Genomic DNA, 19,303 nt, shown 5'->3' with positions numbered 1-19,303 from the left:
GTTCGGCGAGCCGGAGGCAGCGGCCGGCAGGGCGCCTATTCGGCCGCGGTGTCCTCCATCGGGAACGCAACGCCCTCGCCGACGACGCGCAGGGACAGCTCGGTTCCCGGGCGCGCGATCGAGGCGTTCCAGTGCCGGATGGTGATGATTTCGCCGCCGCCGGGGTAGCGGTGATCGGCGACGGCCCCGGCTGCGAGGAGCGGCGGGACGGCGAGCTTGAGCCGGACGGTGGTCTCGGGTCCGAAGTAGTCGGTGTCCACCACCACGCCGCGGATGGGTCCGTCCTCGGCGATGCGGATCTGCTCGGGACGCAGCATCAGCTGGACCCGTCCCTGGGCCGGCGGACGGCGCACGGGGATGCCGCCCAACGAGCACGTGGCCAGTGAGCCCTCCATCCAGGCATCAAGGATGACGGCGTCGCCCAGGAATTCCGCGGTGGCCCGGTCCGCCGGCCGGGTATAGACGACGAACGGGTTGCCGATCTGCGCCAGCTTCCCGCCGCGCATCACCGCAACCTGGTCCGCAAAGGACAAGGCCTCAGCTTGATCGTGCGTCACCAGGATCGTGGTCACGCCGGCGTCATGCAGGACTTTGCCCACGGCGCGGCGTGTGGCCACCCGGAGGCCGGCGTCGAGGGCGGAGAACGGCTCATCCAGGAGCATGAGCTCCGGCTCCCGGGCAAGCGCGCGGGCCAGGGCGACGCGCTGCTGCTGGCCGCCGGAAAGCTGGTGGGGCCTGCGCTTCGCCATGGCCGCGTCCAGCGAGACCATGTCCAGCAGCTCGCCGACCCGCGCTTTGACGCCGCGCCGTCCGCCGGGGAGTTTGTCTGCGTCGAGGCCGAAGGAGATGTTCTGCCCGACTGTCAGGTGCGGGAACAGGGCGCCGTCCTGTGCCACGTAACCGACGTGGCGCCGGTGCGCCGGGACCCAGACGCCGTCGCCCGCCACCTTGTTGCCGTTGAGGGAGATGGTGCCGGTGTCGGGGTGCTCAAAGCCCGCGATCAGCCGCAGGAGAGTGGTCTTTCCAGAGCCTGACGGGCCGACAATCGCTGTCGTTCCGCCTTTGGCCACGGAGAGGTTCACGCCTTTGAGCACGGACTGGGGGCCGAAGTTCTTGGTGACCGCATCGACCTCCAGGTGGCTGTTGGTGCTGGGGGCCACGGATGCCGCGATCCGGGGTTCCGGGAGCCGTGCGGAGGAGTTGTGCGAAACGGAACGCTCGGTCACTGTCCGGCTACTTTCTTGGACTGCTGGAAGAGGAGATAGGTCATGGGTGCCGAGATCACGATCATCAGCAGCGCGTAGGGGGCCGCGCCGGCATAGTCGATTTCGCTGCTCTTGCTCCAGAACTCCGTGGCGAGCGTCCGCGTGCCGTTGGGGGAGAGCAGCAACGTGGCCGTGAGTTCATTGACGATTCCGAGGAACACCAGCGCGGCCCCGCCCGCGGCGGCGGGGGCGGTGAGGCGCAGCGTCACGAGGAGGAATGACAACAGCGGAGGCTTGCCCAGCGCCTGGGCCGCCTCGTCGAGTTCCCTGGGCGCCTGGGACAGGCCGGAACGGATATTGACCAGCGCCCGCGGCAGGAAGAGCAGCACGTAGGCGGCGATCAGCAGCCCGGCCGTCTGGTAGAGGCTGGGGACCATCCGGATGCTTACCGTCACGAACGCCAGCCCCACCACGATCCCGGGCATGGAGCTGGTGACGTAGTTCGACAGTTCCAGCGACTTGCTGAACCAGCTGGGATGCCGCACGGCCAGATAGGCCATGGGGAACGCGACGGCGGTCGTTGCCACGGCGGCGGCCACGCCGTACGCGAGTGTCTGAAGCAGCGCCGGCAGAAACTCATCCGCTGCCCAGATCCCCGGGCCGCCGGCGACAATCCAGCGCAGGACGAACGTCAGCGGAAGGCCGAAGGCCAGCCCGGTGAGGGCGAGCAGGGAGAGCTGGGCGGGGAGCTGGTAGCCGCGCAGGGGCAGGCGCAGGGCGCGGGCCTGGGCGCCGGAGCCGACCCTGGCGTACCGGGCGCTGCCACGGCTGCGGACTTCGACGAGCAGCAGGATGAGGCACAGGAAGACCAGCACGCTGGCGAGCATGTTACCGGCGGTGCCGTTGAAGGTGGACTGGTACTGCACCATGATCGCGGTGGTGAAGGTGTCGAACCGGATCATGGCGAAGGCCCCGTATTCGGCCAGCAGGTGCAGGGAGACCAGAAGGGCGCCGCCGGTCATGGCGACGCGGAGCTGGGGCAACACCACGCGGAAGAAAGCGCGCCACGCGCCGAGGCCCAGGGAGGCCGCGGACTGTTCGATCGCCGGGTCAAGGCGGCTGAGCGTCGCGGCGGCGGGGATGTACACGAGCGGGAAATACGACAGTGTGGCGATGAGGACCCCGGACCACAGGCCGCCGAGGGCGGGAACGGCAGAAACCCAGGCATAGCTGTTGACGAAGGCGGGGATGGCCAGCGGCGCGGCCAGGAGCACGGCCCACCATTTGCGGCCCCTCAAGTGCGTGCGTTCCACCAGCCAGGCGCCGCCCACGCCGAGAACCAGGCACAGCGGCACCGTCACCACCGTCAGCAGGACCGTGTTCAGCAGGAGTTCGCCCACCCGTGCCCGGAAGATCAGGCCGACGGCGGTCTCCCAGCCGGTGGACGCCGTCATGACGATGACGTAGCCCAGGGGAATCAGCGAGAACACGGCGATCAGCACCGCCACGATCGCCACAACAGAAACGCCGAAAGGCGGGCGGGGGCGCGTGCCCCGGCCCGCCGTCGTCGTGTCCCCGGCTTTGCCGGGAACCGCCAGCTTGTTTGTCACCTCGGTTACAGCAGTCCCGCCTGGGTCATCAGCTCGGTGACCTTGGCGGAGTTGAGCTTGGCCGGATCCACGGTGGGTGCCTGCAGGTCCTTGATCGGCACGAGCTTGTCATTGGACGCGACGTCGGAGGCAATGGCGTACTCGAAGGAGGTGCCCTTCTGGAGCACTTCCTGGCCCTTCTTGCCGGTGATGAACTTCAGGAACGCCTGGGCTGCCGCCGTGTTCTTGGAGGACTTCAGCACGCCGCCGCCGGAGATCGAAAGGAACGCGCCCGGATCCTGGTTCTTGAAGTAGTAGGGCGTGACGTTCTTCGAGTTCTCGCCGGTCTTGGCCATGTCGCCGTAGTAGTAGTAGTGGTAGATCAGGGCGGCGTCGACCTCACCGGCGTTGACAGCCTTCATGGCCGTGCTGTTGCCCTTGTAGGACTTGTAGTTCTCCTTCATGCCCTTGAGCCAGTCCTTCGTGGCGGCTTCGCCCTTGAGTTCCAGCAGGGCGGAAACGACCGCCTGGAAGTCGGCGCCGGACGGCGACGCCGCCCATTTGCCCTTCCACTCGGGTTTGGCCAGGTCCAGCATGGACGTGGGCAGCTTGTCCTCACTCAGTTTGGTCTTGTCATAGACCAGGACTGTGGAGCGCGCCGCGATGCCGGTCCACTTGTTGGTGGAGGGGCGGAACTGGGCGGGCACCTGGTCGACGGTGGCCTTGTCGACGTCGGTGAACAGGCCGGCGGTTTCGACCTGGGCCATGGCGGGGGAGTTCTCGGTGAGGAAGACATCGGCCGGGGAGGCCTGGCCTTCCTGGACGATCTGGTTGGACATTTCAGTGTCGTCACCTTGGCGGAGGGTGACCTTGACGCCGGTTTCCGCCGTGAACGCGTCCACCCATTCCTTGGTCAGGGCCTCATGCTGGGCGTTGTAGACCGTGATTTCGCCGGACACTTTGCCGTCCGCGCTGCTGCCGGAGGGGGAGGCCCCGGAGCCACAGGCGGAGAGGCCGAGGGCTGCGGCGGCGGCAAGGGCTATGCCCGCCAGCGCGTTGGTGCGGATCTTCATGGGGCTACTTTCTGCCAGGAAACGGTTAGTAGCCCTAACCCCCGTGAGCGGGGAAGTTAGGGCATGCTCACTAACAAAAACTGTAGGTTAGCCAAACCTAAGCAACCAACCCGGATGCCTGTTAAGTGACAAGGATCACAGGAATTACGCAACTATTGCGTGACTTAATTCCCGATGGGCCCCTCTGGGGCGGATCGCGGCGCAAGATGTTCGGGTCTCCTCCCGATTGCAGCGGCTGCCTCCAGTGCCATCCAGGCCTGGAGCTGGGTGGAAAGTTCGACGGCGGCGCCCGCTGGGTACCTGCGGCGCGCCGGCACGTCGGGGTGGCTGGAGAAGACCAGCCGGCCGCCCCTGCGCGCCAGGGGTTCCTGGGCGGAAACGATGCGGCGTCCTTCCCAGAAGGCTTCGGCGGTGTCGTACACCAGCATGGCTGCGGTGGCGCGGGTCGCGGCAGGGAGCCGTTCGTCGGCGGCGGCCAGCGCCAGGTAGCGGACCAGGATCCCGGTGAACAGGCCGCCGTCGCCGGTTCCTTCGCAGCACAGCACCGTGGCACCGCGTCCCGTCAGCGGGGCCGGCAGCGTGAGGCTCCGGGCCACGGAGGCCACGAGGTCCGACGCCCGCGCCAGGTTGGCATCGCCGCCAAGCTCCAGGAGGGCACCGAGGACGGGGCCCTGGTTGTAGGTGTAGATGGCGCCTTCCAGGACCGTGTCGCCGGTGCCGGTGATCCGGAGCCCGTCCTGGTACATGCCTTGTTCCGGGTCGTAGAGCCGCGCGTCGAGCCAGTCCAGCAGGGCCTGCGCCCGGTCCCTCCGCCCGGACCGGGCGCAGAAGAGGGCCACAGGCGCCGTGGCGGGGGTGTTCTTGAAGTCCCGCTTCTTGCTCCAGAAGATCCCGCCGCCCAGATCGTCCGTGGCGGCGGATTCGAACTGCAGTGTGAGGCGCTGCAGAACCCTGGCGTTGCGTGGGCCGCCCGGCTTGCCGGCATCTTCGGCAAGCTGCTTCAGCCGCAGGACGGAAAGGGCCAGCCAGGCCATGTCGTCGTAGTAGTTGTTGACCACGGTGAAGAAGTTCCGCAGCCGGATGCCCGTGAGCAGCCGGGAGGCGAGCCTTCCGGCGCTGGGCCGGTTCTCGCCGTCGAACCTTGCCTTAGGACGGAACCCGCTGCCCTGTTCCCGGTGGGCGGCATCGACGAGGCAGTCCAGATAGTGTGCCTGCCACCAGTAATGCCAGGGCCGGCCCAGGTTCTTCAGCCCGCTGGAGGGCCGCACGGTGGCGGCGATGTGGGTCTCCGGCAGGAAGAAGAGCCGCTGACCGAACAGCCTCGTCACTGACCGGGCCGCCTCGTCGGCGCGGAACAACCAGTTGGGGCTGGCAGGGGGTTCTGCGGGGGTCATGGCCCCAGCCTAGTTGCGGCGGCGCTGAAGATCCGGCATCGTCGCCGTCCTTGGTGCCGGGACCGCCGGGGCGAAGGTGCGGAATGTGCGCATTCCAGTTAACATTCACTAACTAACGTTCCTTGGAGGCCGGCGGCTGCAGCGCAGTCCGCGGCGGCACTTCACGGCCGGAATCGGGTTCCACATCAAGGAGGATGCATGGACATCAAAGGTACTGTTGCGCTGATTACGGGCGGGGCCTCAGGACTGGGGGCCGCGACAGCCCGGCGCCTGTTCGACGCCGGCGCGTCCGTTGTGCTGGTGGACCTGCCCGGCTCGGCCGGGGACGCCTTCGCCGCCGAACTGAACGCCCGGAGCGCGGTGGGCGCGGAGGCCCCGGATGCGGGCACGTCCGCAGGGCCTGCCAACAGGGCCGTCTTCGTCGCCGCAGATGTCACCAGCGAAGAGCAGGTACAGGCCGCCGTCGACGCCGCCGCCGCTGCGGGCCCGCTGCGGATTGTGGTGAACTGCGCCGGAATCGGCACCCCCGGCAAGGTCCTGGGCCGCGACGGCGTGCTCCCGCTGGAGAACTTCAACCGCGTCATCCAGATCAACCTTGTGGGTACCTTCAATGTGATCCGCCTGGCCGCCGCCGCGATGGCGGCCACCGAGCCCGCCGTCACGGAGCTGGGGGGTCCGGAACGGGGCGTCATCATCAACACTGCCTCGGTCGCCGCGTTCGACGGCCAGATCGGACAGCCCGCCTATGCCGCCTCCAAGGGCGCCGTGGCGGCAATGACGCTGCCGATTGCCCGGGAACTCGCGCGCTCGCTGATCCGCGTCGTCACGATCGCGCCGGGCATCTTCGAGACCCCCATGATGGCAGGCCTGCCGCAGGAGGCCCAGGATTCCCTCGGCCACCAGGTCCCGCACCCTTCCCGGCTGGGCCGCCCGGCCGAGTACGCGAACCTGGCCGCGCACATCGTGGACAACGCCATGCTCAACGGCGAGACCATCCGCCTCGACGGCGCCATCCGGATGGGACCCAAGTGACCGCTCCGGCCGCCCCGTCCGCAGCCTCCACGGCGGGACTCCCCACGGCTGACTTCTTCGACTTCGAATCCCTGCTCAGCGCAACTGAGCAGGAGAAGCTGAACGAACTCCGGGAGTTCCTGGCCCGCGAGGTCGCCCCCTTCGCCGCCGACTGGTGGAACGAGGCAGAGTTTCCCGCGGATATCCTGCCCAAGCTGGCGGCGCTGGAGCTCAGCGCCCCCGCCCAGCGCGGCTACAGCAACCTGTTCGCCGGGCTGGTGATCGCGGAGATGACCCGGGTGGACACCTCCATAGCGACGTTCTTCCTGGTCCATCACGACCTCTTCGTGGAGTCGCTGTACGGCTTCGGCTCCGAGGACCAGAAGGCCAGGCTGCTCGCCGACGCCGCGAACCTCCGGACCACCGGCGCGTTCGCGCTCACCGAGCCGGAGCACGGCTCCGACGTCGCCGGCGGCATGGAGACCCGGGCCCGGCGCATCCCCGGGGGAGCCGACGGCGGCGGTGACTGCTGGGTGCTCAACGGCGCCAAGCGCTGGATCGGCAACGGGACTTTCTGCGACTACATGCTCGTATGGGCCCGGGACGAGGCCGACGGTGGCATCCGCGGCTTCATCGTCGATGCCACGTTGCCTGGAGTCAGCCGCAGCAGGATCGAGAACAAAATCGCCCTGCGCACGGTGCAGAACGCGGACATCGTGTTTTCGGATGTCCGGGTGGCCGAGGCGGACCGCTTCGCCGGCATCAACAGCTTCGAGGACACCAACGAACTCCTGCGCGGCTCGCGGATCATGGTTGCCTGGCAGGGCGTCGGGCAGCAGCTGGCGGCGTTCGACGTCGCCCGGCAGTACGCCGTCGAACGCCGCCAGTTCGGCCGGCCGCTGGCGAAGTTCCAGCTGGTGCAGCAGCAGCTGGTGACGATGCTCGGCAACGCCGTGGCGAGCATGGGGATGATGGTCCGGATTGCGCAGTTGCAGGACAAGGGCGCCGCCGACATGGCCCAGGTGGCACTCGCGAAGTCCTACGTCAGCGCCAGGATGCGGGAAACCGTGGCGATGGGACGGTCCCTGCTGGGCGGCAACGGGATCGTCACCGACTACCGGATGGCCAAGATCTTCGCTGATGCCGAGGCGATCTACACCTACGAGGGCTCGTACGAGATCAACACCCTGATCGTGGGCCGGGCCGTGACCGGGGTGTCCGCGATCGTCTAGAACACGGTCGCCCTAGAAAAGGGCGGGCTCCTTCTCGCCGGCTTCGATCCGGTAGTCCAGGCTGTTGTTCTTCACCGGCATGGGGCACGTCCCGTACGGCGTGAACGCGCTGGGGTAGTTGATGGCCCGGTTGAAGTCCAGGGTCACGGTGCGGTTTCCCAGGGCATCGACGCGGGGCCGGGCCGTGGAGACCTTGCGCCATTCATCGGTGGATTCCCCGTTGGTCTCGTCGTGGAACGTGACCGTCAACGCGCCGAGCTTCTCCTCCTCGGCCTGAAGATGGAACTCGTGGTCCTTGCCCGGCAGCCGGAACACGAGCTCGCCCACGGAGCGGTGGACCCCGTCCACCAGCGGGTTGGCCGTGCCGATGGGAACGTCCACGGGTTCCGGGTACGGCACGAACCTGGCTTCGACCTCGAGGTCCGGCCGGAAGTCGAAGGTGGGCACGCCGTCGAATTCGGTGAAGACCGGCGACTTTGAATCCCGCGTGCGGATCGCGTACTGGTCCGCCCGCATGGCAAGTTCCACCACCACCTGGCGGCCGTCCTCACCGCCGTACTGCACCCACATCAGCGATTCCTCATCCGACAGCGCCGCCCTGATGGTGCCGTCTACGGGCTCGCCGGTCTCCACGAGCGTCAGCCCGTCGGCGGCAGTGGCGGTGAGGAACGCCGTCGTGCCGTCAGTGGACCACAGCCCCGGGGTGAGGTCGACGGCGGCCGGCCGGCGCTCCAGCCATTGGAACGAGGTCAGGGTCAGCCAGCCGTGGTCGGCGGCGAGGGCCGCGTTGCGGCTGTGCCGGAAGCGCTGCCAGCGGGCGAGCCGGGGGTTGGTCGCTGAATCGGGTGCGGGCCTCGAGCCAGCCCCGGGTTCAGAAGCATTCACGGGCACCTCCAGGGGGTGTCAGCCCAACTAGCTCGCACTTGGGGCCGTTTTGAGGCCTCAAAACGGCCCCTGCTGAGAGTCAGTTGGGCTGGATGGGGTTCCGAGGCTGAGGTTCACCAGCTGGGCGGCAGCGGCGCGGGCCGCGGCGGCGGCGGCCGGGTCGCCGTCGAGCACGCCGCTCGCCAGGCCGCCGTCGAGCAGCAGGGTGAGGCTGCGGGCGAGCTGGTCCGGATCCGCCGCCCCGGCGCGGACGGCCAGGTCCTGGATCCATGCCCGGATGTGCTGTTTGTGGGCCACGGTCCGCTCATGGACGCGGGTGCCGGACGCGGACTCGGCCGCGGCGTTGATGAAGGCGCAGCCACGGTAGCCGTCGCGGCGGCACGCCGTTCCCAGGGCGTCGAAGAGGCCTGTCAGCTGGGCGGCAGGGTCCGGTCCGGCTGCCTCGGCCGCGGCGTGGAGCTGGCCGGTCCAGATGCCGTCCACCTTCTCCAGATACGCCAGGACGAGGTCGTCCTTGGCCGGGAAATACTTGTAGAACGTGGCCTTGGCGACGCCGGATTCGGCGATGATCGTATCGATTCCGGCCGCCCTAAGCCCCTGGGCGTAGAAGAGCCGGAAGGCGGTGGCCAGGATCTTCTCCTTGGCGTGACCGGCGGGTGTGCGGGCACCCGGGGTGGCGGTGGCTGCGGGCGGCGTCATGACTCAATGGTACACAGACAAGTCTGTCTATGCTTGCCGTAGACAGATCTGTCTGATAGCGTCAGGCCCAACGGTAGACGGACCTGTCTGCTTCATCGATTCAGAGTGAGGATGCTATGAAGATTGCTGTAATGGGAACGGGCATGGTTGGCCGCGCGATCGCAGGCGCGCTGGCAGGCCTCGGCCACGATGTTGCCATCGGAACCCGCGATCCGCAGGCGACGCTTGCCAGGACAGAGCCGGACATGATGGGCACCCCGCCGTTCGCCCAGTGGCACGCTGCGCACGGCCAGATCGCTGCTGCCACCTTCGCGGACGCCGCCGACGGGAGCGAACTCATCGTGAACGCCACCAACGGCGGAGGATCCCTCCAGGCGCTGGGCGCCGCCGGGAACCTGGCGGGCAAAGTGATCATGGATGTCTCCAACCCCCTCGACTTCTCCCAGGGCATGCCGCCGTCGCTGAACCCCGTGAACACGGACAGCCTCGGCGAACAGATCCAGCGGACGTTCCCCGAAGCGAAGGTCGTCAAGACGCTGAACACCATGACCGCGAGCGTGATGGTCGATCCCGCCCACGTGGCCGGGGGGGACCACTCGGTGTTCGTCTCCGGAAACGACGCCGATGTCAAGGCGGCCGTGACGGAGATCCTCAAGGGCCTCGGCCACCGGGACGTGATCGACCTCGGCGACATTACGAGCGCCCGCGGCGCGGAAATGATCATGCCGATCTGGCTGCGGCTCTGGGGCGCGCTGGGTACCGGCGACTTCAACTTCAAGATCGCCCGCTAGCCCCGCCTGCGGCCCCAATCGGCGCGCAGTTGGTGCCGTTCCGACGCCTCGGAACGGCACCAACTGCGAACTGTGCGGGCCTCGTGCGCCGGTCTGGGCGCGCCTGACACTATCTGAGACGGATTCCAGCGTTGCCCGGGCTGCGGGTAACATTCCTTGGGAAGAAGTAACCGGGCTCACAGTATCCAGCGCAGTGTACGAGCCAAGTCGAACCCTCGAAAGAATCGTTTCCATGGCTGACACTGCAATGCATTCCGACACCGATCTCGCCGCCGAACTGCGGGCCGACGTCCGCCGGGTCTCCACCCTCCTCGGGGAGTCCCTGGTCCGCCAGCACGGCCCCGAGCTACTGGAGCTCGTGGAGCAGGTGCGCCTGCTGACCAAGGAATCCAAGGAAGCGGCGCGGGGCGGCGCGGACGCCACCGGCCCGTGGAGCTCGTACGACGTCGTCGCCCAGGTCCGTGAGCTGCTCGGCTCCCTGCCCCTGGAACAGGCCACCGACCTGGTCCGCGCCTTCGCGTTCTACTTCCACCTCGCCAACGCCGCCGAGCAGGTCCACCGGGTCCGCGGCCTGCGCACCCGGGCGGAAAAGGACGGCTGGCTCGCCAAGGCCGTCACGGACATCGCCGACCAGGCCGGCACCACGGTGCTGCAGGAAGTCGTGAACGAACTCGATGTCCGCCCCATCTTCACCGCCCACCCCACCGAGGCCTCCCGCCGCTCGGTGCTGGACAAGATCCGCCGGCTCTCGGACATCCTGGCCGAATCCACGGAGGAGGGCACCTCCGCGCGACGCCGCCAGGACCGCCACCTGGCTGAAGTGATCGACCAGATGTGGCAGACGGACGAGCTCCGCCAGGTCCGGCCCACTCCTGTCGATGAGGCGCGGAACGCCATCTACTACCTCACGGGCATCCTCGGCGATGCCTTGCCCGAGATGCTCTCGGATCTCTCGGAACTGCTTGGCGAGCACGGTGTCACGCTCCCCGCCGGGAGGGCGCCGATCAGGTTCGGCTCCTGGATCGGCGGTGACCGGGACGGCAACCCGAACGTCACGGCCGCCGTCACCCGCGAGATCCTGCAGATCCAGAACCAGCACGCGGTGCGGATCAGCATCGGCCTCATCGACGGCCTCATCTCCATCCTGTCCAACTCCACGGCGCTCGCAGGGGCGGACCAGGCGCTCCTGGACTCGATCAACGTCGACCTGGGGAACCTGCCCGGCCTGGACCGCCGCGTCCTCGAGCTCAACGCGCAGGAGCCCTACCGGCTCAAGCTGACCTGCATCAAGGCCAAACTGCTCAACACCGCCCGGCGCGTGGCTGCCGGGGCGTCGCACGAGGCCGGCCGCGACTACACCGCCACCGCGGAGCTCCTGGGCGAGCTCAGCCTGCTGGAACGGTCCCTGCGGAACCACCACGGGGCGCTTGCCGCCGATGGCGCCCTGGCCCGCGTCCGCCGGGCCATCGCCTCCTTCGGCCTGCACCTGGCCACCCTGGACATCCGCGAGCACGCCGATCACCACCACGACGCCGTCGGCCAGCTCATGGACCGCCTCGGCGGCCCGGGAGTCCGGTACGCGGAACTCAGCCGTGCCGAGCGCCTGGAGGTGCTCGGCTCCGAGCTTGCCTCCCGCCGGCCGCTCTCCGGCCACCCGATCAAGCTCGACGGCGTCGCAGACGGCACCTACGACGTCTTCCGTGAGATCCGCCGTGCCCTGCGCACCTACGGCCCCGACGTCATCGAGACGTACATCATCTCCATGACCCGCGGCGCGGACGACGTCCTGGCCGCGGCCGTGCTCGCCCGCGAGGCCGGACTTGTGAGCCTCTTCGGCGAGACGCCCTACGCCAGGATCGGCTTCGCACCGTTGCTGGAGACCGTGGAGGAGCTCCGTGCCTCGGCCGAGATCGTGGACGAGCTGCTCTCTGATTCGTCCTACCGCGAGCTGGTCCGGCTGCGCGGCGACGTGCAGGAAATCATGCTGGGCTACTCGGACTCCAACAAGGAATCCGGGGTGATGACGAGCCAGTGGGAAATCCACAAGACCCAGCGCAAACTCCGTGACATCGCGGCGAAACACGGCGTCCGGGTGCGGCTCTTCCACGGCCGCGGCGGCTCCGTGGGCCGCGGCGGCGGTCCGACCTACGACGCCATCATGGCCCAGCCCAACGGGGTGCTGGAAGGCGAAATCAAGTTCACCGAGCAGGGCGAGGTCATTTCTGACAAGTACTCGCTGCCCGAGCTCGCCCGCGAAAACCTTGAACTTTCGCTGGCCGCCGTGATGCAGGGTTCGGCGCTGCACCGGACCCCGCGCACCTCGGAGGACCAGCGGGAACGGTACGGTCACGTCATGGAGACCATCTCCGACGCCGCCTTCGCGCGGTACCGGACCCTCATCGATGATCCCGATCTGCCCGCCTACTTCATGGCCTCCACACCGGTGGAGCAGCTGGGCTCACTGAACATCGGCTCGCGGCCGTCCAAGCGGCCAGATTCCGGCGCCGGGCTGGAGGGCCTGCGGGCCATCCCGTGGGTGTTCGGCTGGACGCAGTCCCGGCAAATCGTCCCGGGCTGGTTCGGCGTCGGGTCCGGCCTCAAAGCCGCCCGGGAGGCAGGGCACGCGGCCCAGCTCGTGGAGATGATGGACGGCTGGCAGTTCTTCCGCTCGGTGCTCTCCAACGTGGAAATGACGCTGGCCAAGACGGACATGGACATCGCCGGCTACTACGTCTCCACCCTCGTGCCCGGGGGCCTGCACCACCTGTTCCGCGCCATCCGGGCCGAATACGAGCTCACGGTTGCCGAGGTCCAGAACCTTACGGGGGAGGACCTGCTCCTCGATGCTCAGCCCACGCTCAAGCGCTCCCTGGAGATTCGGGACCAGTACCTGGACCCGATCAGCTACCTGCAGGTGGAACTGCTCCGCCGCGTCCGCGCGGAGGCTGCAGCAGGGGAAAGCCTGTCCGGCGCCGAGATCGACGAGCGACTCCAGCGGGCCATGCTGATCACCGTCAACGGGGTGGCGGCCGGCCTGCGCAACACCGGCTAACCTCCACCCCTTTCGACGCTCCCTCAGGTGTGGCGGGTGGTTTTGGGATGCTCCCTCAGGTGTGGGGGGTGGTTTAGGGACGCTCCCTCAGGTGTGGCGGGTGGTTTTGGGATGCTCCCTCAGGTGTGGGGGGTGGTTTTGGGATGCTCCCTCAGGTGTGGGGGGTGGTTTTGGGATGCTGCCTCAAGACCTGAGGGAGCGTCTGTGGGATTCGGGCAGGATCTGCGGGAGGGTCCGGTCGTCTCGGGAAGGATCTGCGGGAGGATCGGAGGGGCGGCTAGGGTTGTTGTATGCCGTCGTTCCAGACCAGACTGAAAATCACCGGGCTCAAGCCGGGCAACCCGCCGGAAGCCGTGATGGCGGCGGCCGTGGAGGCGCTGGAGACCAGGCACCATGTGGAATCGAACCAGCTCGATCTGGCCGGCGGCGTCCCACTGCTGAACCTGCGCTTCCTGGTCGACCCCGCCTCCTACAGTGGCGAGAACAGTCAGGCGAGGGAATCCGCGGGGATGATGCGCGACGCCGTCGAACGCGTTGCCCTGACCGGAACCCTCACCGTGCTCCGCCGCAGCCGCGGCCGCTGGGTGCGAGTCTAAGGTCAGAAGTCCAGTTCCTCGTCGGGGTCGTTGGCGTGGGAATCCACGGGGGAGCGGCTGCCCCGGCGTCTCGTGACGATGACGCCCACGGTGGCGCCGATCACGAGCCCGACGCCGACGCCGATCAGGGAGCTGGCCCAGAACGGCAGTCTTGTTGCCGAACCGGTGAAATAGCCGAGTGCGACGGACCAGATGGCCCAAAGGACTCCGCCGAGGGCAGCGCAAAGGCTGAAGCCGCGGGTGGATACGTTGGCAATTCCTGCCGCGGCTGTCGTCGCGAGCCGGCCGCCGGGGATGAAGCGGACGCCGATGATCGCTCCGTAGGTGGAGGACCTGCCCGCCCGGGCGATGGCCGCGTGGACTCCCGCGTGGAACGTCCGGCCCCATTTCCAGCGGTCGAGGACATGGCTCAGGCGCCGTTTGAAGAGCTGGAACACCATGAGGTCGCCGAGCCAGGAGGCAAGAGCCGCGAGAAGTGCCACGAGGAAGCCGTTGGCACGTCCCTCGGCGGAGAGCGCGCCGCCGGTGATGACCAGCATTTCGGAGGGGATCGGGGGAAAAATGGCGTCGCCGACGACGATGGGGAAGATCCAGAGATAGATCGCGGCACCCCAGCTGTCCGCATTGCCCAAGTCCATGGGCACAAGGTACCGCACTTCCGGCTGCGTGGCGGCTGCGGGCGGTCGTCCGCGGCCGGGTGCGGCGACGTGACGGGTTTAGCGGGCCTGGCTGAGGTCCAGTCCGCTGCGGTGTTCCACCGGCTTGCCGGTGATGGGATCCACGAAGCGGATGCCGCGGGCCAGGAGCTGCAGTGGCCTGGAATAGTCGTCCGGGGCCTTGTCCAGCAGCTCGGGGTAGAAAGCGTCGTTGATGATGCCCAGGCCCAGGGACGCCATGTGGACCCGGAGCTGGTGGGTCTTCCCCGAATGGGGTTCGAGCCGGTACAACGCGTGTCGCCGGGGTTCGCCTGCGGATTCACGCTCGCCGGCGGTGAACGTCCGCAGTCGTTCGATCCGGGTCTCCGCGTTGGGCTCGCCGTCGATCACCTGGGCGAGCAGGTAGCTGCGGGACTTCGTCATCCGGTTGCGGACCACCACGGGGAAATCGACGCCCGGATGTCCGGGTGCGGGCTCCGCGGCGGCCACGCACTCGTACTCCTTCTGGACCTGGCGCTTCTCGAAGAGCACCTGGTACTTGCCCCGGGTCTCGGGATTCGTGGACAGCAGCAGGATCCCGGCGGTCATCCGGTCCAGCCGGTGCATGGGGATGAGGTCCGGGAGCTTGAGCTGGTTCCGGAGCCGGACCAGCGCGGATTCCTGGATGTAGGTCCCCCCGGGCGTGGTGGGAAGGAAGTGCGGCTTGTCCACCACGAGCAGGTGGTCGTCCTGGTGCAGGATGGCCAGCTCCACCGGGATGCGGTTCTCCGGCGGAAGCGTGCGGTAGTACCAGATGAAGGTGTGGTCCCGCAGCGGGGTGGCGCGGTCCAGTGCGGTGCCGGCTTCGCCGACGATCTCCCCGGCGTCGAACCGGTCCTCGATGCCCTGCGGGTCGATGTGCCCCCAGCGGTGCATCATGTAGTCCATGGCGGTGTCCCACGGGCCCTCGTCCGGGAGGCGCAGGCGGGTCGCGTTGACGCCGTCGCGCACAGGGAGAGGGGATTGCATCACCGGTCCATTCTACGTGTCCGCCCCTTAGGCCCGTCGCGCCGGGAACCGACCACGGCCCCGCCCGGCCCTGCTTCGCGCCGCCAGATGGTGCGATCGTCCCCCGCCGGGCCGCTCCGTGCCCGTCGATGCACCCCTCCACCGCCGAGCCGCTCCGTCCCGCGCCGCTTCGTGCCCCGATCTGCGCGCCAAATCGCCGGAAGCCTGCGGGTTCGCAGGGAAACTTCCGGCGAATCCGCACGCTTCCGGCGAACTCGGCGAAGTCGGAGAACTCGGCGAGCGCGGACGCACCGTCCACGGACGAGAAAAAAGTTCTTGACAAATAAAATTGTCGGTGAGCATGATTGATGCATGCTGGACATCGAAGTGATCGAGGACCCGGCCGCGGCGGAGGCTTCGCTGGACCCGATCCGGACGCGCATCCTGCGGGAGCTTTCCGAGCCCGGGTCCGCCACGCAGCTTGCCGCTAAAGTGGGGCTGCCGCGGCAGAAGGTGAACTACCACCTCAAGGCGCTCGAGCGGCACGGTCTCGTGGAGCTCGTGGAGGAACGCCGCAGGGGCAACGTCACCGAACGCATCCTGCAGGCAACGGCGGCCTCTTACCTGATTTCCCCGGCGGCGCTGGCGTCCGTAGCGCCGGACCCGCACCGGTTCTCTGACCGGTTCTCTGCCTTCTGGTTGCTGGCGCTCGCCGGCCGCATGGTCCAGGAAATGGGCCAGCTGATTGCAGGCGCCGCGGCGGCCCGGCAGAAACTCGCCACCTTTGCCATCGACGGCGAGATCACCTTTCGTTCCGCCGCGGACCGGGCTGCCTTCGCCGAGGAGCTCGGCGTCGCAGTGACGCGGCTCGTGGACAAATACCACAACGGAGGAACCGGCTCCGGAATGGGCTCCGGGGCGGACGACGGCGGTGCAAGCACCGAGGCAACGGCCTCGGAGGGCGGCGGCCGAAGGCACAGGATCGTCGTCGCCCTTCATCCGGCACTGAAGGCATCACCTAAGGCATCGCCCAGAACCCCATCCGCAAAGGAGCAGGACAATGACTGACAAACGGAACTTCGAAATCGTCTACGACACCGAGCTGCCCGGCACTCCGGAGCGGGTCTGGGAGGCCGTCACCGAGGGCACCCCGGCGTGGATGTTCCCTACGGACCAGTGGCCGGCCGTCCGGACCGTGGATGAGCACCCCACTCACCTGGTGTCCCGGATGGAGGGGCCTGACGGCTGGTTCAACCAGTTGGAACACGTGCTGGAGCCGCTCGACGGCGGCCGCGCCCGGCTGCACTATGTCCACAGTGGCATCTTCGCGGACAACTGGGACGAGCAGTACGACGGCGCCAGCAAGCACACCGCGTTCTACCTGCACACCCTGGGCCAGTACCTGCAGTATTTCGACGGCAGGCCTGTGGTCTTCACGGACGTCCAGGCGCCCGCCGCGTCGCACACCCCGGACGGCTTCATGCGGCTGAAGAGGGCACTCGGCGTGGGCGGCTCGGCAGTGGGCGACCCGGTCGAGCTCGAGCCCGACGGCGTGGGCCGGCTGTCCGGGGAAGTCGACTTCTCCAATGAAGATTTCCTCGGCCTGCGCACGTCCGACGCGCTGTACCGATTTTTTGGCCGCAATGCGTTCGGCGCACCGGTGGGTATGACCGTCCACGATTTCAGCGGCCGCGGGGACTCGGAAGCGACGGCCAAGGCCTGGGGCAGATTCCTGGAGAAGACCTACGCCTGACCCCGCGACGCGCATATTCTCTGGTGACGCGCGAATGCCCTGGCGCGACCCGGATTCGGCGTCGCCAGATCATTTGCGCAGTGCAGGATCGACTCGGCGTCGCCAGGTCATTGCCGGCCAGAAATCGCCGGGGCGGCCCTGCTGGCGCCACGGTCAGGCGATGGCGGCGGCGGGCACGGTTGCGGGATTGCGCCGCAGTTGTGGCGCCGCCTCCAGCCGGTCCTGGGCCGCGCGCAGGGCCAGCACGGCGGTCTCCAGCTGCTCCGGCGGAAGGGTGAACGGTACGCGCAGGTAGTGCTCAAAGGCGCCGCCCACGCCAAACCTGGGTCCGGCCGCGAGCCGGATGCCGAACTCCGGAGCGATCACGGTCAAGGCCGTGCTGATCGGAACGGGGAGGCGGCACCACACGGACAGGCCGCCGTCGGGCCTTTCCGGTTGCCAGGTGGGCAGATACTCGGCCAGGAGCGCAAGGAGCGTGTTCCTGTTGTCGCGGAGGGCCGCCAGCCGGGCCGGGAGTGGCTCCGAGAGCGCATTGACCAGATGGGCCGCCGCCAGCTGCTCGACCACCGGACCGCCGAGGTCCATCGTGGTGCGGGAGGCGGCGAAGCGCTGGATGAGCGGCTCGCCGGCCCGGATCCAGCCGGTCCGGAGCCCGGCCCAGTGCGATTTGCTGAGTGAACCGATGGACACCACCGCCGGACTGAAAGCCGCCAGCGGCGTGGAGGGAGCGGCGTCGAGGTTCAGCTCCCGCAGGGTCTCGTCCACCACCAGCACGGTCCCGGACGCAGCAGCCGCCCGGACCAGCCGGCGCCGCTGGGGATCGGACATCAGCCGGCCGGTGGGATTGTGGAAGTCCGGCACCACGTAGGCCATCGCCGGCCGCTGCTGCCACAGGGCGGCCTCCATGGCCTCGAGATCCCAGCCGGGCTGACCCATCGCGGCGGCGGGTGGCATGGCCACCGCTACGGGCCGGCACCCCGCGGCACGGATGGCATCCAGCGCGTTGGGGTAGCTGGGGTGCTCCACGAGGACCTTGTCCGAACGGCCGGCCAGGGTCCGCAGTACGATATTCAGGGCGTGCTGCGCGCCCGAGGTCACGAGGATCTGGGCGGCGGTGGTGGGCACCCCAGCGGCGGAATACCGGGCCGCGATCGCCTCGCGCAGTGCAGCGACTCCGAAAGCGTCGTAGCCGAAGCCCGGCAGCAGCGCCGGTAATTCCGTCAGCGCGGCGGCAAAGGCGCGGTGGACGACTTCGCCGCTGGCGGGCAGGGAGGCGTAGGCCAGGTCCAGGAGCCCGTCCGGTACGGCCACGCCGGGCGCGCCGCTGAGGTGGGGTTCTCCGTCCGGGCCTCGGCCCTCGCGGTTGCGCGACTGCGGCCCGCGGTGCGGAATGCAGGTTCGGCCGCGGCTGCCCTGGCCCGTGCTCAGGAAGCCCTGTTCCCGCAGCGAGGAATACGCGGCGGTCACGGTGGTCCTGCTGATGCCCAGTGTTGCAGCCAGGGAGCGTTCGCTCGGCAGCGCGACGTCCAGCGGGACGCGGCCGTCCAGGACCAGGAGACGTACGACGTCGGCCAGCTCGCGGTAGGCGGGGGCGGCGCCAAGGTTCCACTCGCCCAGGAGCCGGGCGAGTGAACTGGACGTGAGGGAACCGGACATAAGGCCAGTATCTCAAACTGGCTATGGATTACAAGGCCAGTTATCCGAGAGGATGGGTTCCATGATGACCCGCAGACTCCTCCAGCTCCTGCTCGGCCTCGCCATGTACGGCGTCTCCCTGGCGATGTTCATCCGGGCGGGACTCGGGCTGGACCCCTGGGATGTCTTCCATCAGGGCCTCGCGGTCAAGACCGGGCTGAGCATCGGAACCGTGGTGGTGGCAGTCAGCTTCCTGGTGCTGCTCCTGTGGATCCCGCTGCGGCAGTGGCCCGGGGTCGGCACGCTCTGCAATGCCGTGCTGGTCGGAGTCTTCGCGGATCTCGGCCTGGCGCTGATCCCGGAGTTCTCGCATCTCGGCGGACAGATCGGCATGCTCGCCGGAGCCGTGCTGCTCAACGCAATCGCGTCCGCCTGCTACATTGGCGCCCGTCTCGGCCCCGGGGCCCGGGACGGACTGATGACGGGCCTGGCCCGGCGCACGGGATGGTCGGTGCGGACGTCCCGGACAGGCATCGAAGTGGTGGTGCTGGGTGCCGGCTGGCTGCTGGGCGGTTCCATCGGCGTCGGGACCGTGGTCTATGCGCTGGCCATCGGCCCGCTGGTGCAGCTGCTGTTGCCGCGGTTCACCGCGCCGGAAGTGAAAGTACCCGAGGTTCCGGCGGTGGCCGGCGATCCGGCGGTAGCCGCGCCCTGAGCCACGGCCGCATTCAGCCGCCCGTCCGCC

At 68.4% G+C, this 19,303-nt stretch carries 17 protein-coding genes; 8 read left to right on the top strand and 9 right to left on the bottom strand.

Annotated elements, in window-relative coordinates:
- Positions 1 to 35: 35 nt before the first annotated feature.
- From AC1DES_RS03770 to AC1DES_RS03755, 4 genes are all read right to left on the bottom strand, one after another.
- Positions 36 to 1,172 (bottom strand): ABC transporter ATP-binding protein, encoded by a 1,137-nt coding sequence (locus tag AC1DES_RS03770; protein WP_476894501.1) that lies wholly within the window; start codon positions 1,170 to 1,172, stop codon positions 36 to 38.
- 50 nt (positions 1,173 to 1,222) lie between these two features.
- Positions 1,223 to 2,815, bottom strand: a complete 1,593-nt coding sequence (locus AC1DES_RS03765; RefSeq protein WP_476894337.1) for an ABC transporter permease — start codon at positions 2,813 to 2,815, stop codon at positions 1,223 to 1,225.
- A 5-nt stretch (positions 2,816 to 2,820) separates the two neighbouring features.
- Positions 2,821 to 3,867: an iron ABC transporter substrate-binding protein gene (locus AC1DES_RS03760; RefSeq protein WP_476894336.1), complete on the bottom strand. Its 1,047-nt coding sequence runs from the start codon at positions 3,865 to 3,867 to the stop codon at positions 2,821 to 2,823.
- Positions 3,868 to 4,031: 164 nt separating this feature from the next.
- The gene (locus AC1DES_RS03755) at positions 4,032 to 5,261 is read right to left on the bottom strand and encodes a glycoside hydrolase family 76 protein (protein ID WP_476894335.1); all 1,230 of its coding nucleotides are present in this window, start codon (positions 5,259 to 5,261) and stop codon (positions 4,032 to 4,034) included.
- A 198-nt stretch (positions 5,262 to 5,459) separates the two neighbouring features.
- On the opposite strand from AC1DES_RS03755, the gene AC1DES_RS03750 reads away from it, so the two are divergent.
- Together AC1DES_RS03750 and AC1DES_RS03745 are read left to right on the top strand one after the other, a co-directional pair.
- The gene (locus AC1DES_RS03750) at positions 5,460 to 6,293 is read left to right on the top strand and encodes an SDR family NAD(P)-dependent oxidoreductase (protein WP_476894334.1); all 834 of its coding nucleotides are present in this window, start codon (positions 5,460 to 5,462) and stop codon (positions 6,291 to 6,293) included.
- Entirely contained in the window at positions 6,290 to 7,504 is a 1,215-nt protein-coding gene (locus AC1DES_RS03745) for an acyl-CoA dehydrogenase family protein (RefSeq protein ID WP_476894333.1), read from the top strand. The genes AC1DES_RS03750 and AC1DES_RS03745 overlap by 4 nt, the downstream gene beginning before the upstream one ends.
- Positions 7,505 to 7,516: 12 nt before the next feature.
- On the opposite strand, the gene AC1DES_RS03740 is transcribed toward AC1DES_RS03745, so the two are convergent.
- Both AC1DES_RS03740 and AC1DES_RS03735 read right to left on the bottom strand, forming a co-directional pair.
- Positions 7,517 to 8,389: a DUF1684 domain-containing protein gene (locus tag AC1DES_RS03740; RefSeq protein ID WP_476894332.1), complete on the bottom strand. Its 873-nt coding sequence runs from the start codon at positions 8,387 to 8,389 to the stop codon at positions 7,517 to 7,519.
- 57 nt (positions 8,390 to 8,446) lie between these two features.
- Positions 8,447 to 9,088: a TetR/AcrR family transcriptional regulator gene (locus AC1DES_RS03735; RefSeq protein WP_476894331.1), complete on the bottom strand. Its 642-nt coding sequence runs from the start codon at positions 9,086 to 9,088 to the stop codon at positions 8,447 to 8,449.
- A 116-nt stretch (positions 9,089 to 9,204) separates the two neighbouring features.
- On the opposite strand from AC1DES_RS03735, the gene AC1DES_RS03730 reads away from it, so the two are divergent.
- The 3 genes from AC1DES_RS03730 to AC1DES_RS03720 all read left to right on the top strand — a co-directional run bounded on the left by AC1DES_RS03730 (position 9,205) and on the right by AC1DES_RS03720 (position 13,527).
- Complete coding sequence (locus AC1DES_RS03730) at positions 9,205 to 9,879, top strand: NADPH-dependent F420 reductase (protein ID WP_476894330.1); 675 nt, start codon at positions 9,205 to 9,207, stop codon at positions 9,877 to 9,879.
- A 232-nt stretch (positions 9,880 to 10,111) separates the two neighbouring features.
- Positions 10,112 to 12,931, top strand: coding sequence for a phosphoenolpyruvate carboxylase (gene ppc / locus AC1DES_RS03725; RefSeq protein WP_476894329.1), 2,820 nt, complete (start codon positions 10,112 to 10,114; stop codon positions 12,929 to 12,931).
- Between the two features lie 290 nt (positions 12,932 to 13,221).
- Positions 13,222 to 13,527, top strand: a complete 306-nt coding sequence (locus tag AC1DES_RS03720; RefSeq protein WP_476894328.1) for a hypothetical protein — start codon at positions 13,222 to 13,224, stop codon at positions 13,525 to 13,527.
- Between the two features lie 2 nt (positions 13,528 to 13,529).
- Here the strand turns inward: AC1DES_RS03720 and AC1DES_RS03715 are convergent, their stop codons facing one another.
- Positions 13,530 to 14,165: a DedA family protein gene (locus AC1DES_RS03715; RefSeq protein ID WP_476894327.1), complete on the bottom strand. Its 636-nt coding sequence runs from the start codon at positions 14,163 to 14,165 to the stop codon at positions 13,530 to 13,532.
- Positions 14,166 to 14,243: 78 nt separating this feature from the next.
- Positions 14,244 to 15,191 carry an RluA family pseudouridine synthase gene (locus AC1DES_RS03710; RefSeq protein WP_476894500.1) on the bottom strand — a complete coding sequence of 316 codons (948 nt, stop codon included), beginning with the start codon at positions 15,189 to 15,191 and terminating at the stop codon, positions 14,244 to 14,246.
- Positions 15,192 to 15,542: 351 nt separating this feature from the next.
- On the opposite strand from AC1DES_RS03710, the gene AC1DES_RS03705 reads away from it, so the two are divergent.
- Together AC1DES_RS03705 and AC1DES_RS03700 are read left to right on the top strand one after the other, a co-directional pair.
- Positions 15,543 to 16,238, top strand: coding sequence for a helix-turn-helix domain-containing protein (locus tag AC1DES_RS03705; RefSeq protein WP_476894326.1), 696 nt, complete (start codon positions 15,543 to 15,545; stop codon positions 16,236 to 16,238).
- Positions 16,231 to 16,923, top strand: a complete 693-nt coding sequence (locus AC1DES_RS03700) for an SRPBCC family protein (RefSeq protein ID WP_476894325.1) — start codon at positions 16,231 to 16,233, stop codon at positions 16,921 to 16,923. The genes AC1DES_RS03705 and AC1DES_RS03700 overlap by 8 nt, the downstream gene beginning before the upstream one ends.
- 153 nt (positions 16,924 to 17,076) lie before the next feature.
- On the opposite strand, the gene yczR is transcribed toward AC1DES_RS03700, so the two are convergent.
- Positions 17,077 to 18,579: a MocR-like transcription factor YczR gene (yczR, locus tag AC1DES_RS03695; RefSeq protein ID WP_476894324.1), complete on the bottom strand. Its 1,503-nt coding sequence runs from the start codon at positions 18,577 to 18,579 to the stop codon at positions 17,077 to 17,079.
- Positions 18,580 to 18,640: 61 nt separating this feature from the next.
- Here yczR and yczE point away from each other — a divergent pair, with 61 nt between their 5' ends.
- The gene (yczE, locus tag AC1DES_RS03690) at positions 18,641 to 19,273 is read left to right on the top strand and encodes a membrane protein YczE (RefSeq protein WP_476894323.1); all 633 of its coding nucleotides are present in this window, start codon (positions 18,641 to 18,643) and stop codon (positions 19,271 to 19,273) included.
- The last annotated feature ends 30 nt before the right edge of the window (positions 19,274 to 19,303 follow it).

This window comes from Arthrobacter sp. 05T442 (genome assembly GCF_056395945.1).
The sequence above is the reverse complement of the archived record's forward strand: the minus strand, read 5'-3'. Positions and strand labels throughout refer to the sequence as shown.

Bases quoted from the DNA above. Each gene is read 5' to 3' on its own strand.
- AC1DES_RS03760 (WP_476894336.1), bottom strand. From the start codon at position 3,867: ATGAAGATCCGCACCAACGCGCTGGCGGGCATAGCCCTTGCCGCCGCC.
- AC1DES_RS03755 (WP_476894335.1), bottom strand. From the start codon at position 5,261: ATGACCCCCGCAGAACCCCCTGCCAGCCCCAACTGGTTGTTCCGCGCC.
- AC1DES_RS03750 (WP_476894334.1), top strand. From the start codon at position 5,460: ATGGACATCAAAGGTACTGTTGCGCTGATTACGGGCGGGGCCTCAGGA.
- AC1DES_RS03735 (WP_476894331.1), bottom strand. From the start codon at position 9,088: ATGACGCCGCCCGCAGCCACCGCCACCCCGGGTGCCCGCACACCCGCC.
- AC1DES_RS03730 (WP_476894330.1), top strand. From the start codon at position 9,205: ATGAAGATTGCTGTAATGGGAACGGGCATGGTTGGCCGCGCGATCGCA.
- ppc (WP_476894329.1), top strand. From the start codon at position 10,112: ATGGCTGACACTGCAATGCATTCCGACACCGATCTCGCCGCCGAACTG.
- AC1DES_RS03720 (WP_476894328.1), top strand. From the start codon at position 13,222: ATGCCGTCGTTCCAGACCAGACTGAAAATCACCGGGCTCAAGCCGGGC.
- AC1DES_RS03715 (WP_476894327.1), bottom strand. From the start codon at position 14,165: ATGGACTTGGGCAATGCGGACAGCTGGGGTGCCGCGATCTATCTCTGG.
- AC1DES_RS03710 (WP_476894500.1), bottom strand. From the start codon at position 15,191: ATGCAATCCCCTCTCCCTGTGCGCGACGGCGTCAACGCGACCCGCCTG.
- AC1DES_RS03705 (WP_476894326.1), top strand. From the start codon at position 15,543: ATGCTGGACATCGAAGTGATCGAGGACCCGGCCGCGGCGGAGGCTTCG.
- AC1DES_RS03700 (WP_476894325.1), top strand. From the start codon at position 16,231: ATGACTGACAAACGGAACTTCGAAATCGTCTACGACACCGAGCTGCCC.
- yczR (WP_476894324.1), bottom strand. From the start codon at position 18,579: ATGTCCGGTTCCCTCACGTCCAGTTCACTCGCCCGGCTCCTGGGCGAG.
- yczE (WP_476894323.1), top strand. From the start codon at position 18,641: ATGATGACCCGCAGACTCCTCCAGCTCCTGCTCGGCCTCGCCATGTAC.